16 protein-coding genes are annotated in these 17104 nt (G+C 55.0%); 8 read left to right on the top strand and 8 right to left on the bottom strand.

What is annotated here, in order from left to right:
• Positions 1–89 precede the first annotated feature (89 nt).
• Together codB and MSL71_RS14785 are read right to left on the bottom strand one after the other, a co-directional pair.
• On the bottom strand, positions 90–1358 hold the full coding sequence (gene codB, locus MSL71_RS14790) for a cytosine permease (protein ID WP_180141709.1): 1269 nt from the start codon (positions 1356–1358) through the stop codon (positions 90–92).
• Positions 1359–1881: 523 nt separating this feature from the next.
• Positions 1882–2865 carry a phosphoribosyltransferase gene (locus MSL71_RS14785; protein WP_180141707.1) on the bottom strand — a complete coding sequence of 328 codons (984 nt, stop codon included), beginning with the start codon at positions 2863–2865 and terminating at the stop codon, positions 1882–1884.
• A 479-nt stretch (positions 2866–3344) separates the two neighbouring features.
• Here MSL71_RS14785 and MSL71_RS14780 point away from each other — a divergent pair, with 479 nt between their 5' ends.
• On the top strand, positions 3345–4151 hold the full coding sequence (locus MSL71_RS14780) for a crotonase/enoyl-CoA hydratase family protein (protein ID WP_180141705.1): 807 nt from the start codon (positions 3345–3347) through the stop codon (positions 4149–4151).
• Between the two features lie 2 nt (positions 4152–4153).
• A complete protein-coding gene (locus tag MSL71_RS14775; protein WP_180141703.1) occupies positions 4154–4687 on the top strand; it encodes a GNAT family N-acetyltransferase in 534 nt (177 codons plus the stop codon).
• Here MSL71_RS14775 and MSL71_RS14770 read toward each other — a convergent pair.
• From MSL71_RS14770 to MSL71_RS14745, 6 genes are all read right to left on the bottom strand, one after another.
• Positions 4674–5234 (bottom strand): hypothetical protein, encoded by a 561-nt coding sequence (locus MSL71_RS14770; protein WP_218951044.1) that lies wholly within the window; start codon positions 5232–5234, stop codon positions 4674–4676. The genes MSL71_RS14775 and MSL71_RS14770 overlap by 14 nt on opposite strands.
• Before the next feature lie 122 nt (positions 5235–5356).
• The gene (locus MSL71_RS14765; protein ID WP_180141701.1) at positions 5357–6805 is read right to left on the bottom strand and encodes an amidohydrolase family protein; all 1449 of its coding nucleotides are present in this window, start codon (positions 6803–6805) and stop codon (positions 5357–5359) included.
• A 233-nt stretch (positions 6806–7038) separates the two neighbouring features.
• The gene (locus MSL71_RS14760) at positions 7039–7491 is read right to left on the bottom strand and encodes a DUF3465 domain-containing protein (RefSeq protein WP_180141699.1); all 453 of its coding nucleotides are present in this window, start codon (positions 7489–7491) and stop codon (positions 7039–7041) included.
• Positions 7492–7569: 78 nt separating this feature from the next.
• On the bottom strand, positions 7570–8067 hold the full coding sequence (locus tag MSL71_RS14755; protein ID WP_180141697.1) for a GNAT family N-acetyltransferase: 498 nt from the start codon (positions 8065–8067) through the stop codon (positions 7570–7572).
• A gap of 184 nt (positions 8068–8251) precedes the next feature.
• Positions 8252–8773, bottom strand: coding sequence for a GNAT family N-acetyltransferase (locus tag MSL71_RS14750; RefSeq protein ID WP_180141695.1), 522 nt, complete (start codon positions 8771–8773; stop codon positions 8252–8254).
• Between the two features lie 195 nt (positions 8774–8968).
• The gene (locus MSL71_RS14745; protein WP_180141693.1) at positions 8969–9511 is read right to left on the bottom strand and encodes a GrpB family protein; all 543 of its coding nucleotides are present in this window, start codon (positions 9509–9511) and stop codon (positions 8969–8971) included.
• 425 nt (positions 9512–9936) lie between these two features.
• On the opposite strand from MSL71_RS14745, the gene MSL71_RS14740 reads away from it, so the two are divergent.
• The 6 genes from MSL71_RS14740 (at position 9937) to MSL71_RS14715 (ending at position 17099) form a co-directional block, all read left to right on the top strand.
• Positions 9937–11493: a zinc finger protein gene (locus MSL71_RS14740; protein WP_180141691.1), complete on the top strand. Its 1557-nt coding sequence runs from the start codon at positions 9937–9939 to the stop codon at positions 11491–11493.
• Positions 11494–11607: 114 nt separating this feature from the next.
• Positions 11608–12522, top strand: coding sequence for a lysophospholipid acyltransferase family protein (locus MSL71_RS14735; protein WP_180141689.1), 915 nt, complete (start codon positions 11608–11610; stop codon positions 12520–12522).
• A 308-nt stretch (positions 12523–12830) separates the two neighbouring features.
• Complete coding sequence (locus tag MSL71_RS14730; protein WP_180141687.1) at positions 12831–14459, top strand: hypothetical protein; 1629 nt, start codon at positions 12831–12833, stop codon at positions 14457–14459.
• Positions 14460–14570: 111 nt separating this feature from the next.
• Complete coding sequence (locus MSL71_RS14725; protein WP_180141685.1) at positions 14571–15137, top strand: LPP20 family lipoprotein; 567 nt, start codon at positions 14571–14573, stop codon at positions 15135–15137.
• Positions 15138–15468: 331 nt separating this feature from the next.
• Complete coding sequence (locus tag MSL71_RS14720) at positions 15469–15873, top strand: hypothetical protein (RefSeq protein ID WP_180141683.1); 405 nt, start codon at positions 15469–15471, stop codon at positions 15871–15873.
• Complete coding sequence (locus MSL71_RS14715) at positions 15870–17099, top strand: transglycosylase SLT domain-containing protein (RefSeq protein WP_180141681.1); 1230 nt, start codon at positions 15870–15872, stop codon at positions 17097–17099. Before MSL71_RS14720 ends, MSL71_RS14715 begins: the two co-directional genes overlap by 4 nt.
• The last annotated feature ends 5 nt before the right edge of the window (positions 17100–17104 follow it).

Below are 17104 nucleotides of genomic sequence, written 5' to 3'. Positions count from 1 at the left end.
GGCGTTATCAGCCATAAAAAAACCGATGCCCACGGGAGTGCGGGCATCGGTTTTTCGCGTTTTATGTGTGTCGCTGATTTGCTTATGAATTAAGCCGCTTCGCTTTCAGGCCTTTCGCCGTTTTTGATGATGAGTCCCATCACATGTTCAGCCACAAGGTAGACACCCACGGCGGCCAGGACGCTGTTGACCGGGGCGATGCCGGGGATCACCCTGGCGGCTGCCACGCCTGCGGCCCACGCCAGGATGGCGGTGGGGCGAATGGTTTCGAAGCGGGTTTTATCCAGGTGGCCATAGAGGCGCTTGCGGACCATGAAGTAGTCTGCGATGAGGATGCCGCCGATGGAAGGGAGCATGGTGTTCAGAAAGGCGAGCCAACCAACGAAGTTGTTGTAGAGGTAAAGGGCGGCAAGGGTTCCCACCACACCGTTGGCAAGGACCACCCATTTTTTGGGCAGGCCGGTGATGTTGGAGAAACCGAGGCCTGAGGCATAAAGGGCGTTGTCGTTGGTGGTCCAGATGTTGAGCCCCAGGATCACCATGGCCCAGACGATCATGCCCTGTTTCAGGAGCACGTCGGATATATCCGCCTGCTGGTAGAAGGCCGCGCCCACGGCGCCGAAGAGAAACATGAGGCTGTTGCCGAGGAAAAAGGCCATGACCGTGGTGGAGACGGCGGTTTTGGTGTTCTTGGAAAACCGCGTGAAGTCCGGGGTGAGGGTGCCGCCGCTGATGAAGGAGGCCACGCAGATGCCGATGGCCGTGAACAGGCCCATGGGCTCGGCAGGGACCATGGAAAACCAGGCGTCCAGGCCGCCGAAGTCGGTGAATGCATTGCCCACGGAGAAGCTGCCCAGGACGGCGATGGAGGGCACGGCGATGAAGCTAAGAATGGTCAGCGCGCGGATGCCGAACCAGGCCGTGGCCGTCATGACAAGGCCCGAGGCCAGGATGAGGGCGTGGATGTTCCATCCGGTGACCTTCTGGACGGGAAGGGCGAACATGGCAACCCCTACGCCGAACCATCCCACCTGGGTGATGGACAGGAGAAAGGAGGGGAGGTAGGAGCCTTTTTCCCCAAAGGAGAACCGGGCAAGCAAATGGGTTGAGAGACCGGTTTTGGCGGCGATGGCCGCAAGCAGACCTGTGTAGCATCCCAGAAGAAGGTTACCGGTCATCACCGTGGCGATGAGCTGCCAGGCGGTGAGCCCGGTGCCGAGCTTTCCGCCGGACCACATGCTGGCGGAAAAAAAGGTAAAGCCGAGCATCACCACCAGCATGGGCCAGAACCCTTTGCGGTGGGAATCAGCGACATGGGTGAGGGCGAAATCAGCGTCTGTTGTGTGGTCTTTCTTCATCTGTTTCTCCTATAATATGTACTAAAAGCGTGCCTCCGGGGTGCAGGGGATGAATCCCCTGCACCCCGGGTTCGCAAATGCTCCGTGCCTTCGTTCCTCAGGTACGTCACACTTGCTGACGGGCTTTGCCCGTGACAAGCCGCAAAAACGTTTCGGTTGCAAACGAATCGTCATGATGCGTGGAGGTTACCGTAAACCTCAGGACTCGTTTTGTTTTAAATGCCTGGTAACTATTCAGCTCAAAAAAAACAGCCTCCGGCGGCAAGGTGTGCCACCTTGAAAGCAGGTTGCGGATGTGTTTTGCCCCTCGTTCCTCGGGTCAAATCACATCCGCCTTTAAAGTAAAAATTCACTCAAAAAGATTTTTTAAAACCTGTTTGTTAAACCCGCCTTTATAAAATCAGGCAAACGTTTAGCCCCCGGCAGGGCCGCCGGAGGCATAAGCTGAATAGTTACAATGCCTGTTTGTCAAATTTTTCAAAAGTTTGGCCCCCGGCAGGGTTGCCGGAGGCATTTTTTCCTATCAGGCGTCCAGCTGTGATATCTGCTTCCGGCAGATTTCGGCCAGGTCCACTTCGCTAAACCGGCCCGCGTCGAGTTCGGGGAATCGTTCTTCGAGCAGCTCGGCAAAGCCCATGCCTTTTTCCGCCAGGGCCAGGGTGTCGCCCCAGTATTCTGTGAGGTCCGCGATGTACTCCGGGGTCCAGAAGGCCCGGGAACCCGCATCGTAGATGGCGCAGCGCTGGATGGGGTAGGAGGGATCTTCGTACTGGGACTCGATGAACTCCGGTGCCATGAGGGCGCCCTTGCGCAGGAGGTCGGTGCCGGTGATCTTGATGGTGAGGGGCGTCTCTTCCGTGGGGACCACAAAACGGCCTTCCAGGTAGATGAGGGTGGTGCCTTCGTAGGAGGGAAACCGCTTGCGGCACATGGCGTCGGCCGCTTCCAGGATCTCCTCGGCGCGGGGCCCGCCGAAGGTGAAGAAGACGATGGATCGCAGTGCGGTTCCCTGCTTTTCGGCTTCGGCCACCAGGGCTTTCATGGCATGCTCCAGGCTGGTACCGGTGGCCACCACATCCCCGATGACGATGCTGGCGGTTTTGGGCATGTAGACCTTGCTGTACTCGCTCTCCATGATGTGCCAGTTCTCGGGGTCACCGTCTACGCGGGCGCGCTGGGCGCTGATAAAGGAGCAACCGTGGCGGTTCCAGCCGAAGGCGTCGGCCAGGGCTTCCCGGAGGCCGAAGTTGAGTCCGCCGCGGAGGATATCAAAGACGATGGTTTCGTCTTCGGTGAGGCAGGTTCGCTTTTCGGTGTTGAGGATGGACAGGACACGCGTGCAGGCGGCCTTGAGGCGACGGGTGTAGTCGACTCCCATGACTCTGGGGTCGTTTGCGATGGCACGTGTTTCCGGGGTGGAGACAACAAGTCGGTTGACCGTTGACGGGGTATGGTCTTCAATGCGGTGAATGGCGCATTCGGGGGTGTTGACGACGGGGTGCAGCATGGGCAGTTCTCCTTGGGCGTTGTACGATCCGCCATGGTCTGCCATGGCGGAGCCCGCCGCAGGGCATTCCCGCTGAGTGCGGCAAAGGGAGTTGCACCGTAAGGTTTTCTCCAGGCACAAAAAAACCCGCGCGATGACGGGTACCCTGAGCCGGTGCCGACAAAAGAGCACCATGCTGCGAGCTTACGCTTTTTAATAGGAGATTCCTTCGGTGTCAAGTCTTCTGTCATGAAAAAATGCATCGGCCTCTTCTGAAAGGTAAGGGCACGGCCCTGCCCGCTGCATCTTCCAGGCCTTATGGTACAACTCCTTGATGGTGCGGGGTTTTTCATTTTCGGTGAAATATGGGGCCTGGTTTGTTACAGTGTCTGAGACAACGGCCCGGCCTCACATCGGCCCGGATATTTCACGGCCTGCTTGCCATGTATCCGGCCCCGGCGGGTCACCGGAAAGGCTCACTTGATGGGAAAGGAGAGACCATGAACGGGTTTACCGACATTTGCGTGGAGCAAAGCGGGCGGGTTGTGACGGCAACCCTGAATCGCCCGGAGAGTCGCAACGCCATCACCGGAGAGACCATGGTGGAGGACCTATGCAGGCTGGTGGACGAGGTCAACAAAGATCCCGGCATCAGCGTCCTGGTGTTGACGGGAAGCGATCCGGCCTTTTCATCCGGGGGCAACATCAAGGACATGGCCGGGAAAAAGGGTATGTTTGCAGGGGAGGGGCCGGAGCTGGTGGCTCGGTACAAGAATCATGTCCAGCGAATCCCCCTGGCCATGGAAACCCTGGAGATCCCCGTTATTGCAGCCGTCAACGGACCGGCCGTGGGGGCCGGGTTCGATCTGACCCTCATGTGCGATCTCCGTATCGCCTCGGAGCGGGCGACATTTGGGGAGACTTTTCTCAATGTTGGGTTGATCCCCGGTGACGGCGGGGCCTGGCTCCTGCCACGGGTCCTGGGGATGGCCAAGGCCTGCGAACTGGCCTTTACCGCAGAGGTCATCGACGCGCAGCGCGCCCTGGAGATGGAGGTGGTCTCCCGTGTGGTGCCCCACGGGGCCCTGATGAAGGAAGCCGCGGCCCTGGCCGAAACCATTGCGGCCAAGCCGCCCCGGGCCCTGCGCATGACCAAGCGGCTTCTCAAGATGGGGCGGAACACGGAGCTGCCTGATTTTTTGGAAACCTGCGCCCTGATGCAGGCCCAGTGCCACGGCTCCGAGGACCACAAAGAGGCCCTTGCGGCCATGTTTGAAAAACGAGAGCCCCGCTTTACAGGAAAGTGACCATGGGAATCAATCTGATCAAAAGAGAGCTTTATCCGGTGTCCGGCCTGTGTTCGGACGGATTCCGGACCCCACGCCTTGCCGTGTCTCCCTTTGTCCCTTCGGATGTCGCAGGCATGGAGACGGGGTTTGACTCGTCGTCCGTCTGGAGGTTTTCACGGGGCATCGACTCGGCTGCGTCTGCCGGAGAGTGGCTGGTCTCCACCCTGGAAGATGCCTCACAGGAGGCTTTTACCGTTCGGATACGGGAGACCGGCGAGCTGGCTGGGTTTTGCGTGCTGTTGCCTTTCGGCAAGGATCGTGTGGAGGCGGGGGGCTGGCTCGCGTCGCAGTTCTGGCGCCGGGGCCTGGGGCGTGAGCTTCTGGATGCGTTGACTCAGCACACCTCCGATCCCAAGGGTCATTGCCCCCTGGTGGCCGATGTGGACCCGGAGAACAAGGCGGCCTGCTCTCTCCTTGCCTCCGCAGGGTTTGTGGCCTGCGGAGGGCTCTGGGCGCACCATTCGGTCTCTGGGGGTGGGGCTATCGCCACTTGAATACCAGGTCGTAATCGGAGGTCGTTTCCACCGACGTGTCTGCGTCCTTGATAAAGACCTGCTTCTCATCGGATACAGGGTAGGTGAGGTATTCCGAGCACTTGGCGGACTGTCCGGTGCCTACGACGATTTTTGTTCCGGGCTTCAACCTGCCCACCACCAGTTTGTCTAATGGGGACCACTGGTAGCAGATTTCACAACCCGAGCGATAGGCGGAGACCAGACCCGTGGGCTTGCTGAAGGACCACCACTGGCCCATTTTGCTGTGCGGGTTTGTGCTGTTCCACGCTCGGTAGATGGTAACGTCTGAATTTTCTTTGGCCACATACACCTGGCCCCAGCACAGTTTGCCCTTGTCGGGCGCTCCCAGTGCAAGATCCAATAACACACTGTCCTCCGCCGCTTTGAATTGGTCTTTAAATGCTGCGGGAATTTCCGTATCTCCGAGACAATCCGGCGTTAAGGCCGTGGTGACGGTTTTGTTGTCCATGGAAGAGCAGCCAAAGGCAAATAAGACAGAGAGTAAAAGAAGTGTTTTTTTCATCATGGGGTACCTGTGGTTGGGGTGTTGTTGTCATGCGGCGGGCCCGGCGGGTTTTGACGGGGTGGTCTCCAGAGCAGTGTCAGCAAGGACACATGGGTTCGAGGGGCCCATCCCGTCAGCACGGATTATTTCATCATTGAAGCTGAATACTCAGACATTTCGGCTTCGAACGATTCAAAGCGAAGGTCAAGGGACCGAAGCAATGAATCTTTATCTTCTTTAGAAAGAAAAGAGTGGTGAATACTGTTGTATACATACGCTTTGATTGCTTTGTAGCTGGGTTTATATCGTTCCGCCAGCAACACGTACTCACCGGTCAAATTGTTTCTGGAAACCCCGGAATCATCCGTGCAGATAACCATCGGGACGCCGTAGGCGGAATAGATAAGATACGGGTGGGTGTTGCCCTTGACACCCAGGATAAATTCATTGCTTGTGAGGCAGATCTCAACGGCAGCGTTTTCTTTGATTTCCTGCAACAGGCCAACGGGGTCTTCTTCATAGGGCAGGTCCACGCCGTGCCCGATCCTCTGGGCTTTGGCGACCTGGATTGCCTGGGAAATATGGAAGGTGAGATTTTTGGGGCGCACCATGCCAAGGGTCAGCTCTCCCGCATGCAGTGACCTGTTAACATTCGGAAATTTTTCATGCAAATATGCAAACATCTGCATGTGTAAGGCGTAATCCTTGATGGCAACCACACCGTTTTCAGGGCCGACGATGTTGACGCCAACAAGGAGGTCGGACTGATCAACGGCCTTAAAAGCAGAATAAAGACCTGAAAAGACAATGCTTGGCGGGCTGTTTCGTGATGTGTATGTCTGATAACGCATCATAAAGCGGTCATCATCTATGCCCTTGTGAGCAGCTTCCATTGTGGTGATGAAGGCGTCGATTTTTGTCTTAAACCCATCATCTGCATCCATTTTCGAAGACATCTCATCCAGATGAGCCCAAACAGATTCGGGGCTGGCATTCTTTCTGATGTGCTCATCAAAGGACGTATCCGAATACGAGTAACCAACGGACTTAAGCATCACTTCAATAAAGCTGACATTTTCTTTGATGGCCCGCTCTTTTAAAATCATCAGGCCTTGATTGTAGTTCTGGGCGATGGGTCCAAAGTAACCGAAGGTGTCGAAAAAGTTTTGGTCGGGGGGCGGCTGTGAGTGGTAATGGTTCTGGTAGTCGTTGTCGGACCAGCGTGTCAGCAGGGTTCTGTAGAGGCTTGTGTCGGAACGTAATTCATCAACAGACAGACTGGTGTCCGTCTTGACCTTGCTGATATGAAGTGTCTCTTTGTCTATCCAGTAACCGGCGTCCTTGACCCAATCCAGATATGTTTCCGCGTAGATACTTCCCGAATAATGGTTGTGCAGGTCGCCGCCCTTGGGCATTTTGGACATGAAGAGGGTGAGTTGGGCGGTGTTCGGAGCCTCGCCCTCGATCAATTTGTCGTACAGCAACGCTGTTTTCCGTTCATTGTCGGCATCAGCATTTGATTTGATTTCGAAGGTCGAACATCCGACGATCGCCAACATTGCAACCATGATTGTGCATATTCTAAACTTCATCTCTCTCCCCAAATCATTACGACACATTCGTTACTGCCGACGCTGGTACCCGCGGGCTTGTATGCCCGGCACGGGCAAGATCTTCGTCGATACGTCCTTATAAGAGGGAATACTACCGGCCAGAAAACGATTTAACATAAGTACTAACTTAAGACAAGGCTGGCCTGGATGAAGTCATTTGGCGGGATGCGGGGCGAAGGGTAACCCTGGCTGGGTTGTTGCAGGGATCAGGCTCACCGGTACAGTTTGCCTCCATGGTTCAACCAGCCGTCCTCATGACGCCCGCTGGGGTCATGATGCGTCCAGTGAACTACGCCCCCTTTGGCGTTCCATTCGTACTGGCCGTAGAAATTGATGTGGTCGCCGACCCGGAGAGCGTCAATGCGTGGGGCAAGGTCAATGTTGTGGGCAATCAGAAGTGTCTGACCGGAATCAAGCCGGATAATAAAGCGTTGGTGCCTGCTCCCCCGGGTGTCGTCGGGCAGCATGGTGATCACTTTGCCTGAACCACCGACCTGAATACCGCTGAGCTTCTCGTCAAATGCTCTCTGGAGGGCTTCATCGCTTGAAGACACCTCGGAGGTGAAGAGGGAAAGGATGGGTTTGATGGAAAAAGGGACGTTAAACCGAGTAAAAGCCCCGTAGGCACCCAAGCCGATAAGGATGATAATGACTGCTTTTTTCATGTCAGGCTCCGTATGCTGTTGGCTCAGGGCACGTCATACCCGGCGGTGGGTTGAAATTGATTGCGCGAGTCTATCGGTTTAAGGCAAAGACCCAGTCGGCATAATTGTCGGTTCCCTCTTTTTGACAAAAATTTGTTGTTCATGGTTGATTTCAGTTTTTTGAAAGCCACACACCTTTTCGTAAAAGTAATGGTTTCTTGTGGCCCAGGTGGGCGTTTCAAGTCTCCAGTATTTTGATGGATACCTTGTTTCAATGAAGTTCCAGGCTTTCCGTCCGATCTGCATGTTGTGAAAACAGGGGTCGATGAAAAGTGCGCCCAGAATGCTCATGCCTTGCTCAACCCACCAAATAATAAAGGCGCCAACGCTTTTGTCGTCAAGGACGATTTTATAGGCGATTGATTTTGGATCATCAATGGCCCATTTTTGAAGGAACGACCCATCGTTATAGCCCGGTGGACCGCCTTTTTCGATACCGTCATAAATCTTGGCATCGTTCTCAAAGGCCCTTGTCATGGGGCCTGTCAGGCCATCGATATCGTTTTCCTCTAAAGGGATGAATTGGATGTCAGGCATTGGTCATATCCCACTGATGTTGAGCACTGAAAAACGTCGGCACTGCTTTTTGAGAACGCTGGCATGATCCTGTTTTGCCTCATAAGGCTTTTTACAGAGCACGCCCTTTATACCGGGCAAATTCGTTTTCCTGCCACCATATATGTGGCAGATTAAAAAAGTCAAATGTGCAGGCCTGGTGCCGTCATTCTGTCTTCTCGATTATTTTTCTGTACTCAAAAAGCCTGAACGGATTGTTGGGGATTGGTTGGGATTCACCAATTTTAGTATAGCCGTTTTTCTCGTAAAAATGATGGTTTCGAAACGATTTGTGAGGTGTTGACAGTACCCATTCTGCTGCGTTGCTATACTGCTTTTCGATTAGCCCTAAGGTCGTCGAGCCAATTCGTCTGTCTTGATATTCCCCACTGATAAAAAAGTACTTTATTTCGATTCGGTCACCATCCGATGGAATGACGCAGATGCCACCAACAAGGTCGCCGTTTAATAGAATTTTGTAATAATGGCCTTTTTTAATCTCTGATTGATGCCAGGCCAACGACTCAATCCCCGGTGGGTAAGAGCCGTACTGATCATAGTCAGTTGTGAACGCCTCCACACTCAGGGCTTTGAGGGCTTCGGCATCATTTATATTTGCCGGTTCGAGTGTTGTCGTCGTCAATTTTATGTCTCCCTGCTTTTTGCCTGGTGCGATGATGCGGTACATGACGTATGGATGCTTCACCCAGCGGGTGTCGAAGACGGACGTGGTGTAGAACGTCCGTTTAGACCTCGCCGGTGTGGCTGATTTGAATGTTAAAAAAAGTTGTTATGATCTGGATGCCTTTCTGGGGCGCCCGGTATACATCCGATGTGAGTGCCATATTGATCCGGGTTGCGTGGAGGCAGGGGGGAAGCCCGGCTACTCTATTTCGTTTGCTTTTTTTATTGCATATATTTCAGTAAGAGAAAAATTATATTGAGCCAGAACGCTTGAGATAAATTCCGTTTTTGCTTCGCAATAGGCATCTACATTATTGGGGTACTTTTCGGCAAGTTCATGTTTGAGTCGTGCATACCTTTTGGCAGTTTCAGGGTGACCTCTCAGGTGGTCTCTGAAAATAAGGTGGTTTTTGACTGCCAACGCATGAGGGGCACATACATATGCGTTGTGGGGATGTATCGGGTTGCTGATTTGAAACATTTCCCGCCCCTCGAGGCCTAAATTCCCTCTATGGTAATAACCGATTCCTTCAAGTGCTTTTTTTGCAGGCTCAAAATGATCGAAATCATCTAAGATAATATCAATGTCTATTATTGGTTTGGCGTCTAATCCTTCGACAGAGGTGCTCCCGACATGCTCAATGCGACATGAGATGTCCTGAAGGGCATACGATAGCTTAGATGACAAGTCTTCGAACCAGATTTTCCATTCTGAAGAATACGTGACAACATGAACGCTCATATTTTACAAAATCCGATAGCTAAAATGGTTACGGCCAGTAGAGGGCTCTTTATAACGTGCTTTTTCTATCTGCTCTACCGTTTATCAGGGGTTTTGATGTGTGATCTGTCCGGGGAATGTGTGACCCAACCTCGTGAATATATATTTACTCTATTAAAATAGATAATTTCAAGGGGGATCCGTCTCGGTTTGCAAGTGCACCGAAAAGGGCTGTGAGTTTTTGCTGCACAAGCAGGCATGATGTCCGGAGGGCGGATGGCCGCGACGGCCGTGTTGGGGTCGGGCCTTAGGGCCATCTCGGTTGCGCTATGGGGCCAGTTGTTGTACGTTTAGCTTGTTTTGACAAGCTGGCCGTTACCATTACAAGTCCTTAATCTATACTCCTCGGTACCCCACAGGTGACTATGTCGAGTTCTACAAATGGGATGAAATGCCCGGTATGCGGATATCTGAATGACCCGGAGGATGTGGAGTGCATTGCCTGCGGATCGGACATGGCCCTCTCTGCTGAGTCCATTGCCATTGAAAAGCAGCGCAGCAAGGAGGCCATGGAGCGCTATCGCCTTCAGCAGGAAGAGCTGCGGCGGGAACTGGGCATAGACGAACCCGAAGAAGGGCCCCTTGTCATGGCCCGGGAAGAGGAAACCCCTGCGGCTTCAGAACCCGGCGACTCTGGCCCCCTTGAAACATCCCTTGAGATGGAGAGCATCCCTTCTGATTTTTATTCAGACGTGTTTTTGTGCCCGCAATGCGGCTTTCGGAACGCCCGGGAGGCCATCGAGTGTGTGCGGTGCGGGGTGATATTCAGCAAGCTCAAGGGAATGGGCGATAAGGGCGTTACTGAGTCTTCGGACTTGCCCGGTGGCACGGGACCTGTTCTTGATGACCTGGGAGAGGCGCCCCTCGATACGGGGACGGGATACTCTCCTTATGTGCCCGGTGCAAAGCTCGAGTCCAGGTCCACCGGAGAAAAGGTGAAGGCCGCCTGGCGGGACGTTGACTTGTCGGGGAAAAGCGAGTCCGCGTTGAAGGGGCTTGGGGGCATGGGCACCCGGATGAAGGCTGTTCCACCGAAATGGTACGGGCTGGCCCTGGGGGTGGTTCTGCTTCTTGTCGCTCTGCCCTTTGCATGGAAGGGGGGCCTTTTACTTAAATCTGAATGGGCGCAGCGCTCACGGGTGAAGCTTGAAGCCTCCCTGGTGGATGAGTTTACCGGGAACCGTGCGGCCATCGGGGCAGAGGTGAGAGCCTTTGCCGATTCGGAAAAGTTTGAAGAGGCCCGGGCCGTTTTGGATCGGTTCGATATCGAGCCCCTCCAGGCAGAGCTTGAACCCTTGAAACGGTATCTGGAAGAGAAGGAAACCTACGCCAGGGTGCTGGCGGTTCCGGCCTGGAAGTTTGAAACCAATTACACGCTCTTTTCCCGCCTCGTTGCGCTGTCACCCTCCAACACATTTTACAGGTCCAAACAGGAATTTTACAAAAAGCGCCTGGCAGGGCAGTGCCATGACAAGGCCCTTCGGCTTTACCAGAGCCGGAAGAACGATGCGGCAAAGAGTGCAGAGGCCGTCTCCCTTATAGAGAAGGCTGTGGGGTTTTATCCCAAAAATCGGGCATTCAAAGAGCTTCGAGCCAAAGTGATCTACGCAGACCTTCTTTATTACAAGGGGAACGGAAGCCTTCAGATGGCCCTTCGTGATGAGGGTCTGGGAAAAAGTCTTTATAAGAAGCAACGGAAAATCACCATCTGGCTTCGCAACACAAGCGATGAAATTCTGTATATCAATCCGGACTTTTTTACCCTCGAGACCCGGAACGGTAAGAGCTTGAAATATAACAACGTCATGGAGACCGGCTTTCAGGGTAAGCTTTCGCCCGGTGAGAAAACAGCGGGGGTTCTTTATTTTCGAAGTCTGGCCATGCCGAGGGCGCTGACCTTTGAACACCTGGTTGCAGGGACCATACAAAGGGAGTTTCCTTGACCAGTCGGCTGTGATATGCCTGTGTCCGACATGGATCGTTGCGTCAACGGCAACGACCCGGTGCCGCGTGCGGCATTGTTTTTTTAGGATTTTCAGCATGGTTTGGACGATTTAATGAACAAGCGTTTCGTGAAAAAGATCAAGAATGATATCATCTACTACGCCATTTTGGCTCTCATCACTCTGCTTCGGACGCTGAATCGGCGTGCCTCTATCCTGTTGATGCGGGGCGTCGGGCGCCTTGCCTGGTACCTTGCTGTCCATGAACGAAAGAAGAGTCTTCGCCATTTAACACGTGCGTTCGGGCATGAGATGTCCCGAAAGGAGATTATCCGCCTGTCCAAGGGCGTGTTCGACAATCTTTCCGTGTGTGTCGCAGATGCCGTGCGATTGCCGAACCTGGTACGCCAGGGGCTGGATCGTATTGTGAAGGTAGAGAATTTTCACTATCTTACCGATGCGGTGGCCAAGGGCAACGGGGTCCTGCTCCAGACCGGTCACTTCGGCAACTGGGAGCTCATGGGGACCTGGCTGGTTCAGAAGGGGATCCCCTTGCGCGTCATCGCCAAACGCTCCTATGACCCGAGGCTCGATGCCATTATCGTGGGCTACCGCAACGGGGCCGGATATTCCAATACCGCACGCGGAAATGCTTTGAAGACAATGCTTGACGGTCTGAATAACGGCTGTGTGTACGGCATGTTGTTTGACCTGGACACCAAGGTGAAAGGGGTCTTTGTGGATTTTTTCGGCAAGCCTGCCCACACCGCGGTGATCCCCGCCATGATGGCGGTAGAGCACGATATTCCCATTGTTCCCGTGTTTATTCGTCTCAATGACGACTATACCTATACCATTGAGTGTCAGTCGCCTCTCTCTCTTCAACACACCGATGAGCCTTACGTCGATGCACAGGTGAACACCCAGACCTGTTCCAATGTATACGAGTCCATGATTCGCCGTCATCCCAGGCAGTGGATCTGGATGCACTCCCGATGGAAAAAGCAGCCCCCGAAAGCCGCTGCGTGATGCATCCCGTCCGTTTGCCGGGGGTGCCCTTTCCGGGCACTGCGTCCTGCCTTCCCCGGCGCAGCGAAACCCGTGGGAACAAAGGGTCGAGATATCTTTTGACCCTGTGATCCCACTCACAACCCCCAACCGGATTCCTGTGGTAAATATATGGGTAAGTGGCAAGGCTGTCATGCCCGCGGTGCGGGCCGGCAGGCAGCGCGAAAGGCCATTGAAAACAGGGGCGTGTTCATGTATTTTTTAAAAACAGACTAATGAAGAAAACACCATGGCTCCTGCCATCTTCCATACACGGAGACTTTCATATTATGGCTTCATTTAACATACGCATACGCACCGGTTGTCTCGTCGCACTGGCGTTGCTGATAGCGATGCCGCTTTCGGCCGACGAATTCGAAGATTTTGCCAAAAGTGAGATGGGAAGTTTTGCCCAGTATCGCGATGAGCGGGATGCTGAATTCGTCAATTTTCTCAAGGCCCAGTGGGCGGAGTTCGATGCCTCCCGCGGGGTTGTCAGGGACAGTATCCCCAAGCCGTCGGCCATCCCCGTGGCCAAGCCGCCGGCTCCTGTGACCGAGGGCGAAGAGGATGGGGGGCAAGCACCCCCTGAACCTGCCACGCCTGTGGGGGAGATCGTGCTTCCTGCCTTGCCGCCGTCTTTGCCTCCCGAGCCCGTTGCTCTTCCCGGTGAGGACGGGGAAGAGGGCGTTACACCGGCCCCGGCAGAGCCCCCTGTGGTGGTGGTACCTGTGCCCGAACCGGACGTTCTCGTGGTTCCGGAAGAGCCCTCACCCTTTGACGAGCCTTCCGGCGTAGAGCCCGAGATGATCCCTGTTGGGCTTTCCGTCTCCTTCTTCGGTGCAAATCACCTGTTCCGCGGCGAGTTCTCTTTTCCCGAGGCGTCCCTTACGCCTCCGCTCAAGCCGGCCATCGCCGCCTACTGGGAAGCCATGAGCCAGTCGGCGCAGTTTGAGGCCTTTTTGTCCCAGGCCCGGGACATGTCCGGGGACCTCGGTCTCAATGACTGGGGATACCATAACTTTCTTTTTACCTGCGGCCTGGCCGTGCACGGCAACGACCGGGATCTGGCCAACCTGTTTACCTGGTTTATGTCCGTTAAGAGCGGGTACGACGCCCGGGTGGGGTATTCCGATGATCGGGTCTATCTGTTGCTTCCGTCGCGAAACACCCTCTACAGCGTGTCGTACCTTACGCTCCAGGGAACCCGGTACTACGCCGTGACCTTTGACGGCAGCAGGGAAAAGCTGGGGAAGCTTTACACATACAAGGGCAAGTATCCCAAGGCTGACCGCCTGATGGATTACCGGCTTCTCAAGGTGCCGACCCTGAAGCCCGAGATTACGGAGAAGGAGCTTCGTTTTGAGTACGGAGGGGAGCCCCAGTCCGTTAAGGTCTCGTACAACCAGAGCCTGGTAGACTACTACCGGTACTATCCCCAGACCAACATCAAGATTTACTTTGATGCCCTGACTTCCGATGAACTGAACTACTCCATGGTCAGGGAATTGAAGGAAAAACTCGAGGGCAAGAGCGAGAAGGAGGCGGTGGATTACCTCCTGGGCTTTTCCCAGAAGGCCTTCGCCTACAAAACCGATGATGATCAGCTCGGCCGTGAAAAGTACATGCTCCCCGAGGAGACCATCTGGTATCCCTATTCGGATTGCGAGGACCGATCCTTTCTTTTTGCTTACCTCGTTCGCCGGATCCTGAAGCTCGATGTGGTGGGGCTCAATTACCCCGGCCATGTGGCAACGGCGGTTCGGTTCAACGATAACGTACCCGGAGATTACGTGGTGATGAACAACAGGAAGTATATCGTTTGTGACCCGACGTATATCAATGCATCGGCCGGTATGGCGATGCCTAAATACAAACGACGGAATCCCGATGTGGTGAAAATCCGGAACTGGCAGTAACCGACTTCCGTGTTACAGCTATGACCCTGGTCAAGGATGCCGTGAAAAGGTGGTGGTCTCGAAAAAACGATACCGGGCTGCCCCATCAATTACACAAAGGAGAATGAGACGATGAAACGAGTATGGACAGCGGTACTGCTGGTGGTATGTTGTGCATTTGTGATGACCGGTTGCCAGAGCAGCCCCCAGGTTGCGCCCAGCGATCTTCCCTCTTGGGTCCTGATGCCCCCTGAAGGCGGGATCAGTGCCGTGGGTTCCGCCAAGGTCGGCCCTGCCGGGATGAGCTTTGCCAAGCTTGAGGCGACCTCCAATGCCCGTGACGAGATCGCTCGCAGCATCAACGTCAAAGTGAAGAACATGATCAAGAACTTCACTGAGACCACCGGCGTCGGCGACGACACCACCGTGGACAAGGTGTTCACCAATGTGTCCAAGCAGGTTGCCAAGGTGGATCTTACCGGAAGCCAGATCAAGAACGTTCATCTGGACAAGGCCAATGAAGAGATCTACGTGCTCGTGGCCCTTCAGCCCGAAGCTGTTGCCGGGGTTGCCGACGCCATGAAGCAGGCGGCCGTGACCAGCTACAAGAACGACAAGGCCCTCTGGCAGAAGTTCCAGGCCAAAAAAGGCCACGAAGAGCTGGATAAAGAGATCGAAAAAGAGTTCGGCAGCATGTAGTCCTTCGGGTGCCGCTGACCGGATGATTCCACGACGGGGGGAGGGCTGCTTAGGCCCTCCCTCCCTGGGTGGGCGTGATAGAGGGGGGTGAGGGCTCGCGTGAAACGCCGGGTGGCATTGAACACCGGCGGGCACCGGTCAGGAACGATACATGACGCGCCTTTCGGGTGCCGTGGGCGAGAGTTTCTCTGATTTTTTTTGCCGCGTGTGTGATACCTGTTCACAGGCGCGGTGTTTTGTTTTGTGATGCGGGGTGGGGGCCCGAATGCTCGGGCAAAATATGGATCGTCCGGACGCGTGGGCGGACGTGCATCACATGGGAGGATGCGGTGTGAAACGAGTATATGTGCTTGTGGGTATGATGGCCTGTCTGTTGGTTTTGGGGGGATGCACCGGTGCAACGGCACCTGCCACACATCCTCCGGCATGGATCCTGAATCCGTCGGACGGCGGGGCGATGGCCGGTGTGGGCAGTTGCCGTCCTCACCTTAACGGCTACAGCGCCCAGAGGAAGCAGGCCATTCGGCGTGCCCTTGATGAAATTGCCATGCAGAAGGGGACAACCATCAGCAACGTGTCCCTGGTGGGCACAACCGGCACCAGGGCCGGAACGAGTACCAGCATGGAGAGCTGGAGTTTCCAGACTGTCGACAACCAGACGGTGACGGCTGTTGTCAGGGCATCCTGGAAGGACCCTGTAACCGAGGAGCTGTTTGTATGGGTGGTTTCAAAATGAATGTACGGTGTGCAGTCGCCCTGCGGGGGGCTGCTTTGGCCCTTTGTTTTGCCCTTATCTGTGGGGTGACGGCCTCGGCATGGGCCGAAGGGATGGCAGACGCCCAGAGCGAGTTTGCTGCCTTTAAATCCGATGAAGCGGATTTTGAGCGCTACAAAACGGGAATCGCCGACGAGTACGCGGCTTACAAGGCCATCATTGACGAGGAGTTTGCGTCGTATCGGAGCAAGATCCTCAAGGTCTGGGGCGTGCCCGAGGTCTCCACGAAAAAAACCTACGTGGGCTACTCCTCCGATTTCAAGGTAAAGAAGGTCGTGGACTATGAAAAGGGAGTCATCAAGGTCAGCGTGGTGGTTCCTGCATCGGAAAAGAAGCCCGAGAAGGTCCTTGAAGGGCACCTAAAGGACCTGATGCACCAAAGCGCCAAAGGGGCGTACAAGGCCGACCAGTTTACCGCGGGGGTGGAGAAGAAGCTGAAAAAGCAGGTGGCCCCCTCGCAACTGGAGCAGGCCGACGTGGGGAGCAAGCCCATTGTGGCCGACATGGTGACGGGGAAGCTTCGCCCCTCCGACAAGGAGATCGATGCGTCCATGGCCGGGCTGATGGGAACGGCCACAACGGCCGTAAAGAAAGCCCCCAAACAGGCCGGGGCCAATGTGGTAACCCTGGAAGTGAAGATTCCGTCCACGGGGCGGGCTGTCAAGGCCAGGGCCTATCTGCCTGACGTGAAGAGGCAGGCCGCCAAGCGCGGTGTGGACCCGGCCCTTGTGCTGGCGGTCATGGAGACGGAGAGTGCGTTCAACCCCATGGCTCGTTCTTATGTGCCGGCTTACGGGCTCATGCAGATCGTGCCCAAAAGTGCCGGTCGGGATGCCTCCAAGGTGGTCCTCGGCAAAGATGTTGTGCTCTCGCCGTCGTACCTTTACAACGGACGGAACAACATCGCCATGGGCGTGGCGTATCTCTATATTTTAAACGATCGCTACCTGGCGTCCGTCAAGAACCCGGAAAGCCGTCTGTATTGCGTGATTGCGGCATACAACACCGGTGCGGGCAACGTGGCGCGGGCCTTTATCGGCACCACGAATATCGAGAAGGCGGCAAAGAAGATCAACAGCATGCCGCCGGAGAAGGTCTACAAGGTGCTTGTCCGGAAATTGCCCCACAAAGAAACCCGCGACTATTTGCAGCGGGTTTCCATGCGCATACCGACGTATCGGGCGTAATGTGT

The sequence above is a fragment of the Desulfoluna butyratoxydans genome (genome assembly GCF_900699765.1).
GTDB lineage: Bacteria > Desulfobacterota > Desulfobacteria > Desulfobacterales > Desulfolunaceae > Desulfoluna > Desulfoluna butyratoxydans.
The sequence above is the reverse complement of the archived record's forward strand: the minus strand, read 5'-3'. Positions and strand labels throughout refer to the sequence as shown.

Bases quoted from the DNA above. Each gene is read 5' to 3' on its own strand.
- codB (WP_180141709.1), bottom strand. From the start codon at position 1,358: ATGAAGAAAGACCACACAACAGACGCTGATTTCGCCCTCACCCATGTC.
- MSL71_RS14785 (WP_180141707.1), bottom strand. From the start codon at position 2,865: ATGCTGCACCCCGTCGTCAACACCCCCGAATGCGCCATTCACCGCATT.
- MSL71_RS14780 (WP_180141705.1), top strand. From the start codon at position 3,345: ATGAACGGGTTTACCGACATTTGCGTGGAGCAAAGCGGGCGGGTTGTG.
- MSL71_RS14775 (WP_180141703.1), top strand. From the start codon at position 4,154: ATGGGAATCAATCTGATCAAAAGAGAGCTTTATCCGGTGTCCGGCCTG.
- MSL71_RS14770 (WP_218951044.1), bottom strand. From the start codon at position 5,234: ATGATGAAAAAAACACTTCTTTTACTCTCTGTCTTATTTGCCTTTGGC.
- MSL71_RS14765 (WP_180141701.1), bottom strand. From the start codon at position 6,805: ATGAAGTTTAGAATATGCACAATCATGGTTGCAATGTTGGCGATCGTC.
- MSL71_RS14760 (WP_180141699.1), bottom strand. From the start codon at position 7,491: ATGAAAAAAGCAGTCATTATCATCCTTATCGGCTTGGGTGCCTACGGG.
- MSL71_RS14755 (WP_180141697.1), bottom strand. From the start codon at position 8,067: ATGCCTGACATCCAATTCATCCCTTTAGAGGAAAACGATATCGATGGC.
- MSL71_RS14750 (WP_180141695.1), bottom strand. From the start codon at position 8,773: ATGTACCGCATCATCGCACCAGGCAAAAAGCAGGGAGACATAAAATTG.
- MSL71_RS14745 (WP_180141693.1), bottom strand. From the start codon at position 9,511: ATGAGCGTTCATGTTGTCACGTATTCTTCAGAATGGAAAATCTGGTTC.
- MSL71_RS14740 (WP_180141691.1), top strand. From the start codon at position 9,937: ATGAAATGCCCGGTATGCGGATATCTGAATGACCCGGAGGATGTGGAG.
- MSL71_RS14735 (WP_180141689.1), top strand. From the start codon at position 11,608: ATGAACAAGCGTTTCGTGAAAAAGATCAAGAATGATATCATCTACTAC.
- MSL71_RS14730 (WP_180141687.1), top strand. From the start codon at position 12,831: ATGGCTTCATTTAACATACGCATACGCACCGGTTGTCTCGTCGCACTG.
- MSL71_RS14725 (WP_180141685.1), top strand. From the start codon at position 14,571: ATGAAACGAGTATGGACAGCGGTACTGCTGGTGGTATGTTGTGCATTT.
- MSL71_RS14715 (WP_180141681.1), top strand. From the start codon at position 15,870: ATGAATGTACGGTGTGCAGTCGCCCTGCGGGGGGCTGCTTTGGCCCTT.